General features: G+C 69.9%; 11 protein-coding genes and 1 pseudogene. 6 read left to right on the top strand and 6 right to left on the bottom strand.

Annotated elements, in window-relative coordinates; all coding sequences use genetic code 11:
• The 4 genes and pseudogenes from ACOJSN_RS17805 to ACOJSN_RS17790 all read right to left on the bottom strand — a co-directional run.
• Nucleotides 1-297, bottom strand: a pseudogene (locus ACOJSN_RS17805) (RNA polymerase sigma factor); the annotation flags it as partial.
• An 18-nt stretch (nt 298-315) separates the two neighbouring features.
• Complete coding sequence (locus ACOJSN_RS17800; RefSeq protein WP_420113829.1) at nt 316-441, bottom strand: hypothetical protein; 126 nt, start codon at nt 439-441, stop codon at nt 316-318.
• A gap of 343 nt (nt 442-784) precedes the next feature.
• On the bottom strand, nt 785-2,593 hold the full coding sequence (argS, locus tag ACOJSN_RS17795; protein ID WP_420113828.1) for an arginine--tRNA ligase: 1,809 nt from the start codon (nt 2,591-2,593) through the stop codon (nt 785-787).
• A 114-nt stretch (nt 2,594-2,707) separates the two neighbouring features.
• Nucleotides 2,708-3,496: a hypothetical protein gene (locus tag ACOJSN_RS17790; protein ID WP_420113827.1), complete on the bottom strand. Its 789-nt coding sequence runs from the start codon at nt 3,494-3,496 to the stop codon at nt 2,708-2,710.
• A gap of 158 nt (nt 3,497-3,654) precedes the next feature.
• On the opposite strand from ACOJSN_RS17790, the gene ACOJSN_RS17785 reads away from it, so the two are divergent.
• Together ACOJSN_RS17785 and ACOJSN_RS17780 are read left to right on the top strand one after the other, a co-directional pair.
• A complete protein-coding gene (locus ACOJSN_RS17785) occupies nt 3,655-4,227 on the top strand; it encodes a peptidylprolyl isomerase (protein ID WP_420113826.1) in 573 nt (190 codons plus the stop codon).
• A 4-nt stretch (nt 4,228-4,231) separates the two neighbouring features.
• Nucleotides 4,232-5,194 carry a rhomboid family intramembrane serine protease gene (locus ACOJSN_RS17780; RefSeq protein WP_420113825.1) on the top strand — a complete coding sequence of 321 codons (963 nt, stop codon included), beginning with the start codon at nt 4,232-4,234 and terminating at the stop codon, nt 5,192-5,194.
• A gap of 696 nt (nt 5,195-5,890) precedes the next feature.
• Here ACOJSN_RS17780 and ACOJSN_RS17775 read toward each other — a convergent pair.
• Entirely contained in the window at nt 5,891-6,142 is a 252-nt protein-coding gene (locus ACOJSN_RS17775; RefSeq protein ID WP_420113824.1) for a cell division protein CrgA, read from the bottom strand.
• Nucleotides 6,143-6,238: 96 nt separating this feature from the next.
• Between ACOJSN_RS17775 and ACOJSN_RS17770 the strand changes: the two genes are divergently transcribed.
• The 4 genes from ACOJSN_RS17770 to ACOJSN_RS17755 are packed head-to-tail and all read left to right on the top strand — an operon-like array spanning nt 6,239 to nt 8,493.
• Nucleotides 6,239-6,931, top strand: coding sequence for a DUF881 domain-containing protein (locus ACOJSN_RS17770; protein WP_420113823.1), 693 nt, complete (start codon nt 6,239-6,241; stop codon nt 6,929-6,931).
• On the top strand, nt 6,918-7,676 hold the full coding sequence (locus ACOJSN_RS17765) for a class E sortase (protein ID WP_420113822.1): 759 nt from the start codon (nt 6,918-6,920) through the stop codon (nt 7,674-7,676). The genes ACOJSN_RS17770 and ACOJSN_RS17765 overlap by 14 nt, the downstream gene beginning before the upstream one ends.
• Entirely contained in the window at nt 7,676-7,840 is a 165-nt protein-coding gene (locus tag ACOJSN_RS17760; protein ID WP_420113821.1) for a hypothetical protein, read from the top strand. The genes ACOJSN_RS17765 and ACOJSN_RS17760 overlap by 1 nt, the downstream gene beginning before the upstream one ends.
• Nucleotides 7,841-7,845: 5 nt before the next feature.
• A complete protein-coding gene (locus ACOJSN_RS17755; RefSeq protein ID WP_420113830.1) occupies nt 7,846-8,493 on the top strand; it encodes an aminodeoxychorismate/anthranilate synthase component II in 648 nt (215 codons plus the stop codon).
• Between the two features lie 264 nt (nt 8,494-8,757).
• Here ACOJSN_RS17755 and ACOJSN_RS17750 read toward each other — a convergent pair.
• On the bottom strand, nt 8,758-9,398 hold a 641-nt coding region (locus ACOJSN_RS17750), incomplete at its 5' end, for a PASTA domain-containing protein (protein WP_420113820.1).

Here is a 9,398-nt window from a genome sequence, read left to right as displayed (position 1 = left end):
GATCCCCTCGACCTCCCCGAGCCACAGCGCCTCCTGCCATCGGGTGGGCAGCGACTTGAACGCCCGGGTCAGCAGGTGCCAATGCAGCCGCGACTCCGGCCGGGAGCCCTCGCGCACGTCTTCACCCGCGAGCGTCTCGAGGTCGTCGCTGACGACCGTGCGCTCGCCGCGAGTCCAGCCGGCGATGACATGTCTGACCGTGGTCGCGAGGTAGGCGCGGAACTCGCGCTGCGGTCCGCCGCCCTCCTGGGTGGCGTGCAGAATCCGCAGGAACGCCTCCTGCACAGCGTCCTCGGCGAGCTGCGTGCGCGAGGACTAGCTGTGGGCGGCGCGGGTCGCTGCACGGTGGTGCCGCCGGTACAGGGCCTCGAAGGCCTCGCCGTCACCATCCCGGGCACGCGTCAGCAACGCGTGGTCGGGCATGCCAACGGGCACCGCCATTCTGTCCCCTGTCGCTCCAAGTGAATCGGCGTGTCCCCACGCCCCTTCGACTACGGAGATGGTACGTCACGGATCCAGTGATTCGTATCACAATGTGGGCGGCGTCATAATCCGTGGCGCTGCGCGTCTCTCATACAGATCCATCGCACAGGTGGGTCGACCACCCGGGTGGTGAGGCGGGGTCGGGGCCAGTCCTCACCCCACCCGGGCGGCCACATGACGTTCGGAGGGGACGGCCTAGGGCGGGCTGTAGAGGGGACCAGCCCCCCCCAAGGACGGGGGCCGGGGGAACCGGGGGCGTCGCCCAGCTACCGATCTCAGGAGCTGGGCGACTCACCCGCGCTCACATGCGCTCAGGCGCCGCGATCCCGAGCAGGTCGAGCGCCTGCGCCACCGTACGCCGCGTGAGGTCCACCAGCGCCAGCCGCCGGTCGCGCACCGCACCCTCGGCGGACAGCACCGGGCAGACCTCGTAGAACTCCGTGAACGCCCGCGCGGTCTCGTACAGGTACGTAGCCAACTTGTGCGGCTCGTAACCGGCAACCACATCGGCAAGAACCTCAGCGAAGCCGTCGAGCTGGAGCGTCAACGCACGCTCGGCAGGCTCCAAGGCGTGCTCGACGGCGGCGGGCACTACCGCAGGCACGCTCAGTCCGCGCTCGGTCGCCTTGCGCAGGATCGAGACCATCCGCGTGTGCGCGTACTGCAGGTACACGCCGGTGTTGCCGTTGAACGCCACCATCCGCTCGGGATCGAACACGTAGTCCTTGACGCGGTTGCCCGAGAGGTCGGCGTACTTGATCGCACCGATGCCCGCCTGCTCGGCGATGCGGGTGAGCGCGGCCTCGTCGACCTCCTCGCCACGTGCCTCGGCACCCTCGCGCACCACGGCGGCGGCGGCCTCGACACCCTGGTCCAGCAGCACCGCCAGGCGCACGGTGTCACCGGCACGCGTCTTGAACGGCTTCCCGTCCGGGCCGAGCACGGAGCCGAACGGCACGTGCGCGGCCTCGATGTCCTCGGTCAGCCAGCCCATCCGGCGGGCTGCCTCGAAGATCAGCCGGAAGTGCAGGGCCTGCCGTGCGTCGGTCAGGTAGAGGATCCGGTCGGCGCGCAGCTCGTGCACGCGGTGCCGGATCGTGGCCATGTCGGTGGCGTCGTAGCCGTATCCGCCGTCGGACTTGCGGATGATCAGGGCGGCGGGCTCGTCGTCACGACCCTTGACCTCCTCCGACAGCACTGCCAGCGCCCCGTCGCTGACCACCGCGACGCCGGCGTCCTCCAGCTCCTTCGCGACCGACCCCAGCACTGCGTTGTACGTGGACTCGCCCGCGGAGTCCGCCGAGGAGATCCGCACACCGAGGCGCCGGTACACCTCGTCGAACGCGTACTCGGACTCGGCGACGATGTCCTTCCACACCACCAGCGTGTCCTCGTCGCCGGCCTGCAGCGCCACCACCCGCCGCCGCGCCCGGTCCGCGAAGGCCGGGTCGCCGTCGAACTCCTTGCGGGCCTTCCGGTACAGGTCGTCGAGGGCGGAGACCGTGGAGACCGGGGCGTCGCCGAGCTGCTCGATGTCGGTGTGCCGCCACGGCTCGTCCGGGTGCTCGTCGATGTAGGTGATGAGCATGCCGAACTGGGTGCCCCAGTCGCCGAGGTGGTTCTGCCGGATCACCTGGCCGCCGAGGAACTCCAGCACCCGCACCAGCGCGTCGCCGATGATCGTGGAGCGCAGGTGCCCCACGTGCATCTCCTTGGCGATGTTCGGGGCCGAGTAGTCGACCACGGTGCGGCGGCCGAGCTCGGTCGCCGGAAGTCCCAGCCGGTCGTCGGCCAGCCGTGCCTCGACCTGAGCCCAGAGCGCCGCGTCCGAGAGCGTGAGGTTGAGGAACCCGGGTCCGGAGACCTCGACGTTGCCGATCAGCACGTCGTCGCTGATCCTCTCCACCACGGCGCTCGCCACCTCCCGCGGCGAGGCGCCCACCCTCTTGGCGAGCGCGAGCGCGGCGTTCGCCTGCAGGTCGGCGTGGTCGCTGGGTCGGATCAGCGGGTCCGCCCCGGTCTGGTCGGGGTAGGCGGACGCGATGGCGTGACCGAGAGCGGTGCTCAGCTGCTCGGTGAGCGGGGTGACGGGCGCAGACACGCCCGCCATTCTCGCACCGCCCTCACCCCAGCCCTCCCCTCGACCGCGGAACCGACCGGGTGTGAACGACGGCGGCCCCGCACCCTCCGGGGTGCGGGGCCGCCGTCGACCTGGCGAGGGGCCTCAGTCGTTCTTGGCGTCCTCGACCTTGTCCTTGACGTCGTCGACGGCGTCCTCGACCTTGTCCTTCGCGTCGCCGGTGGCGTCCTTGGCCTTGTCCTTCGCCTCAGCCGCGGCGTCCTTCACCTTGGCGGCGGCCTCGCCGGCAGCGTCCTTGGCCTTGTCCGCGGCCTCGGAGACCGAGGCGGCCACGCCCGATGCGGCGTGCTTCGCCTTGTCGACGGCAGAGGTGCCCTGGGTGGGCGTGCTCGCCACCGCGTCGTCCCAGTACTCCTCGGCCCACGGGTCGTCGACCGGCTGCGTGCGGCGCCAGATCAGCACGCCCGCGCCCGCGACCGCGGTGCCCACGAGGACCCAGCCGAGGGTCTTGGCGAACTTGTTGCCGCCGCTGGCCTTGGCTTCCTGCTCCTTGACGGCCTTCTCTGCCGCGGCGATGGCCGCGCCGGCACGCTCGTGCAGGTCGTCAGCGCCGGTCCGGGCAGCCTTGGCGGCTTCCTCCATCGCAGCGATCACGCGCGGGATGACGTCCTCGACGATCTTGTCGTGCGCCACGTCCACGGCCTCGCGGCTCTTGCCGGCGGCGTCCACGACCTTGGGAGCCGCAGCCTGCACGCCCTTCTTCCAGGCGGTCTCGACCCGCGGAGCGGCCCACTCGATGGCCGACTCGACTCGAGGTGTGGCCCACTCCTTGCCCTGCTCGGCGAGCGACTTGGCAATCTTGCCGGCTTCCTGAGCAGCGTCCTGGGCAGTGTCGCGGAGCTGGTCCGCGGAGATCTTGTCCTTGCGCGCCATGTCTCTCCCCACGCTCTCGCACCTGCGTCGAACCGCAGATGACGGTATTTGCCCCAGCCTATGTCGTCTCGGCTCCATGCGCACAAGGCCTTGGTCGCACAACCTGGTCACGCCGCCGCGTGCGCGCAGTGTGGGCGGGCAGTGCGAGGATGGGAGCCATGGACGCGATCTTGCACACCAGCGCCGGCGACATCGTCATCGAGCTGCTGCCGAACCACGCCCCGAAGACCGTGAAGAACTTCGTCGAGCTGGCGAAGGGTGAGCGCACGTGGACGCACCCGGAGAGCGGCGAGGAGAGCAACGCGCCGTTCTACGACGGCACCGTGTTCCACCGCGTGATCCCGGGCTTCATGGTCCAGGCCGGCGACCCGCTCGGGACCGGCACCGGCGGCCCGGGCTACCAGTTCGACGACGAGATCCACCCCGAGCTCGGCTTCCGTGAGCCGTACGTGCTCGCGATGGCGAACGCCGGCAAGCGGATGGGGCGCGGCACCAACGGCTCGCAGTTCTTCATCACGGTCGGACCCACCCCCCACCTCCAGGGCAAGCACACGATCTTCGGCAAGGTCAAGGACCAGGCGAGCTCCGCCGTCGTCGATCAGATCAGCACGGTCCAGACCGGGGCGAACCGGAGGGCGATGGAGCTGTTCAAGATCACCGACGAGCGCGAGGCGCCCGGCGACGCCCCGGTGCAGGACGTGGTGATCAACTCGATCGAGATCGTCGACTGAACCGATGACGTCCTACCCTTCCGCACCCCCGCCTGGGCAGCCGGGCGGGTCGGACCGGCCGGCGGGACCTCCCGCCGGCCAGGGCTGGGCAGGCCAGGCGTGGGGCACGCCGGGCCAGGGAGGGCAGCCCCCTGCGCCGCAGCAGGGAGTGCCGGTGTGCCCGCGGCACCCGGACCGCGTGAGCTACGTCAGCTGCCAGCGGTGCGGCCGGCCCGCGTGCCCGCAGTGCCAGCGGCCCGCCGCAGTGGGCGTGCACTGCGTCGACTGCGTGCGCGACGCCACGCAGGGAGCACGCAAGCGGGTCACCGTTTTCGGTGCCACGGTGCAGCCGAACGCCCGGCCGGTCGTGACGATCACGATGATCGCGCTGTGCGTGGCGGTGTTCCTCATCGACATGGTCAGCCCCACGCTCCGGCAGGCGTTCACCTTCAGCCCGGCGATCGGGCAGATCGAGCCGTGGCGCATGCTCACCACGGCGTTCTTGCACGCACCCGGTTCGTTCGGGATCGTGCACCTCGGCTTCAACATGGTGGCGCTGTGGTTCACGGGACCGTTCCTCGAGCAGGCGCTCGGGCGTGCCCGGTTCATCGCGTTGTACCTGGTCAGCGCGCTCGGCGGCTCCGTCGCCGTGCTGCTGCTGACCCCGCTTGAGATGTGGAACCGGGGCGCGGTCGGCGCCTCGGGAGCCGTATTCGGACTGTTCGGCGCCGTAGCCGTGGTGATGCTGCGGATGAAGATCCGCAACACCTCGATCTTCAGCGTCATCGGCATCAACCTCGTGATCACCTTCGTGATGCCCAACATCTCCTGGCAGGCCCACCTCGGCGGCCTCGTGACCGGTGCTGCTATCGCCGCCGTGTACGCCTACCTGCCGAAGAAGCTGCAGAAGACCGGCGGCATCGCCGGCGTCACGGCGATCGCCGCCGTCCTCATCGCAGCCACCCTCATTCGCTACGCACTCGTCTGACCGCGCGGGCGCCTGCGAGCCGCCCACCCGCCCGACGCGGCGAGATCGCGCCTCGCGCGAGCACGGAATCCCGCAGCCGCTGCCGCCTGCCCGAGCTCACCCGCAACCGTCCGAGCCTGAGCTCGCCCCCGCTCGCCCCGGCTCGCGCCCGAGATCGCCCGTTCGCGGAAAGCGTTTCCGGGTGACTTGCTGCCACTCCGTGACTGCGATCCGCACCTGTCGCCAGCGGGCAGGTGGGTGAGGCGGGGTGGGGGCGGTGGGGTGCCCCGCGCTGTGTGTCCCCAACCCGCGGAATGCGCTTCCGGGCGATCTGCAGCCACCCAGTGGCAGCGAATCACCCGAGAGCCGCCGCACGTGTCCACACCCTTGTTCACACGTGTGGAATTACATGGCTGTAGTTCTCCACAGCGTTACGCACACCTGGGGACACAATCGGCGCGCCGAACCACACCTGCACCGAAGAGCCCCACAGCACCCACCTCAGAGGAGGCAACGGACGAGACCCGACCACCGCCGTCGTCCATCAACGCACAGACGCAACGCCAAAGGAGAGGTCGGGATCGTCGTGCGAGAGGCTGGATGGGCCTGGCGGGAGCGCGGCGGAGCGAGGAACGAGCGCAGTCGTGCGGATGGTCGCCTCACGCACGACAATCCCGGCAGCGCCGGGCACCAACGACCTGAATCAGGTGAGGCGGATTACCGCCACCGCATGAGCATGACGAACCCGACCATCATGATCGCGAACCCGATCGCCAGGTTCCACCCGCGGATGCCGGGGATCGGGAACGCCCACTCGGCGATGTAGGTCGTGACGACCCACACGAGCCCGACGATCAGCAGTGTCACGCACACGGGCGCGTACCAGGCCTTGCTCAGCTTGGGCGCGGTCGACGCGGGCGGTGGCGTGTAGGCGGGCTTCTTGCGACGTCGGGACGCGGACTCGGGCATCGACCTGGACTCCTTCGCGTGGTTCGGCCCGATCACGGCGTGCGACCGTCCGGACCGGCCCATCGTAGCCCGCTCAGCGGACCCTAGACTGACTGCATGTCGCAGCACCGCCATGTCGCCGCTCCCGCGGGGGCGCCGAAGGGTCGGCGGCGGTGGGGCAGGTACACGTTCCAGGCGTCGTTGGGTCTGGGTCTGGTGGGGTTGTTGGCCGGACTGATGTTCAGCACGAGCGCGCAGCTGGCGGCGGAGTCGGGGCAGCGGCAGCCGGAGAACCTGCCGGATCTGGTGCGCGTGGAGACCGAGAAGCTCACGGAGACCAACGCTGAGGTGGTCGCGCTACGCCAGGAGGTCGCCGCTCTGCTGGAGGACCAGCGTGACCCGGCCGCGGTGGACGACAACCTGGGGATTGCCGCGGGCAGCGTGGCGGTGGACGGCCCGGGCCTGGTGGTGCACCAGCAGGATCTCGAGGCCGTGATGAACGGGCTGTGGGCCGGGGGTGCGGAGGCGATGACGGTACAGGGACATCGAGTCACCGCCACAACGTCGGTGCGGTGCGTAGGGAACGTGCTGCTGATCGACGGCGCCACCTACTCGCCTCCGTACGAGATCGCGGCGATCGGCGACGTCGATGAGCTCGAGGCCACGTTGCTGTCGACCCAGCCGGTGCAGATCTATCTCCAGTACGTCGAGGCGTTGAACCTCGGGTGGGACGTTCGCACGAACGACAACCTGGAGATGGCCGGAGACGATTCCAATCTCTCGATGGAGTACGCGAGTGTCCCAGGCTGAGGTAGCGACCCGACGGTCGCAACGTGCGCGCCGCCGCCCCCGGCGTGGTACGAGCGCGCTCGGGGTGCTGGGCGAGCTGCTGATCACCGCGGGCGTGATCGTGGCGCTGTTCGTGGTCTGGCAGGTGTTCTGGACCGATGTCACGGGAGGGCGGGCCGCGAACGCGCACATCGCGAGCTTCGAGGAGGTCCTGCCGGAGTCGCCGGAGCAGCCAGGAACACCGCAGACCGGGGAGCCGCCGGCCGAGCCGACACCGGCAGCGGGCGAGACGTTCGCGACGATGTTCGTGCCGCGGTGGGGCCCCGGTTGGGAGTTCCCGATCGCGGAGGGGATCGGTCGCGCGGAGGTGCTCGACGCCGGTTTCGTGGGCCACTACCCCGAGACCCAGCTCCCGGGCGAGGTGGGGAACTTCGCGCTCGCGGGGCATCGGCAGTCGCATGCGAAGCCGTTCTTCGGCGTCGACTCGCTCGAGACCGGGGACTCGGTCATCGTCCAGACGGCGCAGGCCTGGTACGTGTACACGGTCACCGAGTCGTACGTGGTGCTGCCGAGTCAGACCGAGGTGCTCGCCCCGAGTCCAGGCGAACCGGGTGTGGAGGCGACCGAACGCTCGATCACGCTGACCACCTGCCACCCGCTCTGGTCCACGCGGGAGCGCTGGATCATCCACGGCGTGCTGGACCACTGGGTCGACCGGTCCGAGGGCCGGCCCGCGGAGATCATCGAGTTGCTGGAGGAGGGCTGATGTACGGATGGATCTGGCGGCACCTGCCCGGGCCTGCGATCGTGCGGGCGCTGACCCTGCTGGTCGTGCTGGCGGCGCTGGTGCTGCTGCTGTTCGAGGTCGTCTTCCCTGCGGTGGCGCCGCTGCTGCCGATCGACGAGAACACCGTGGGCGAGGGATCATGAGCGCCGTGACCAGGATCCTCGTCGTCGACAACTACGACAGCTTCGTGTACACGATCGTCGGGTATCTCAACGAGCTCGGCGCCGAGACCGACGTGGTGCGGAACGACGAGCCGCTGCTCGCTGAGATCCTCGCCGACCCGGTCCGGCTGCAGGCCTACGACGGCGTGCTCATCTCTCCCGGACCCGGCACCCCCGATGCCGCGGGTCAGAGCATCCCCATGATCCAGCTCTGCGCCGACACCGCCACCCCGATGCTCGGAGTCTGCCTCGGGCACCAGGCGCTGGGCGAGGTGTTCGGTGGGACGGTGGCGCACTCGCCCGAGCTGATGCACGGCAAGACCTCACAGGTCGACCACGGCGGCGCCGGCGTGTTCGAGGGGTTGCCGGCCCCGTTCACGGCTACCCGCTACCACTCCCTCGCCGTGCTCGCTGAGACCGTGCCTGCGGTGCTCGACGTCACCGCCACCACCGGCGACGGCATCATCATGGGCCTGCAGCACCGCGACCTCCCCCTGCACGGGGTTCAGTTCCACCCCGAGTCGGTGCTGACCGAGGGCGGGCACCGCCTGCTCGCGAACTGGCTGGCCGTCTGCGGTGACGCCGATGCGGTCGCCCGCGCGGCCGGCCTCGCTCCCCTGGCGCCGTCGGCCTGACCCGAGCCCAGCTCCCGCCCCCAGGTTCCGATTTCACTGACGATTCGTCATCCCTCCGATTTCACTGACGAGTTCGTCTACTGCTCTCCGGGCAGGACCCGTCGACGGCGGAGCTCACGCCAGGCTGTGACGTTTCGTCAGTGAAATCGAGAGTGTGACGAATCGTCAGTGAAGTCGGGTTCTGGGCGGGTTGGGGCGGGGCGGGTCGGGGCGGGGTTGGGGCGGGGGCGGGTTGGGCTGGCTGGGAGCCGTGGGATGGAGGCGTCAGCCCTCTTCGCCGCCGGGGGGTTCGTCCCCGCCTCCGCCGCCTCCGCCGCCGTTGTCAGGCGGGTCGTCGGTGGTGGGGTCGTCAGTCGGGTCGTCGGTGGTGGGCTCGTCCGTGGTCGGCTCCTCGGTGGGCCCGAGGGAGAACTGCACCGTGACGCGGGTATCGATCCTGACCAGACCGGGGTTCGGGTTCTGGGCAGCGACGGTGCCCTCGTCGTAGTCGTTGCTGTTGACCGCAGGTCCCGTGTCGTACTGGAGCTGCAGCTCCCGCATCGTCTCTTCGAGCTGCTCGACCGTCATCGTCCGGAGGTCGGGGAGCTCGACGTTCCCGGAACCCATGATGATGGTGATCGCCGAGTCGGGCGCGGCGTCGGTTCCCGACTCCGGTTCCGTGCGGTCGGCTTCATCCCGGGGCCTGCCGGGCAGATCCTCGGTCGAGGTGCTGATGTTCGCCGCATTGAACCCGGCGTCGACGAGCTCCTGCCGAGCCTGGTCCTGCGTCATGCCGCTGACGTCGGGGATCGCGATCGAGTCCGGGCCTGCTGAGAGCGTGACCGTGATCGTCTTGTTGTCCTCGACGCTGATGTCGACCGACTGACCGGGCGCCGGGGTCGAGCTGACGAACAGTCCGGCCTCGA

Origin of the sequence: Pseudactinotalea sp., assembly GCF_048594945.1 — a bacterium.
Classification (GTDB): Bacteria; Actinomycetota; Actinomycetes; order Actinomycetales; family Beutenbergiaceae; genus Pseudactinotalea.
This window is presented reverse-complemented; position numbering and strand designations above follow the sequence as displayed.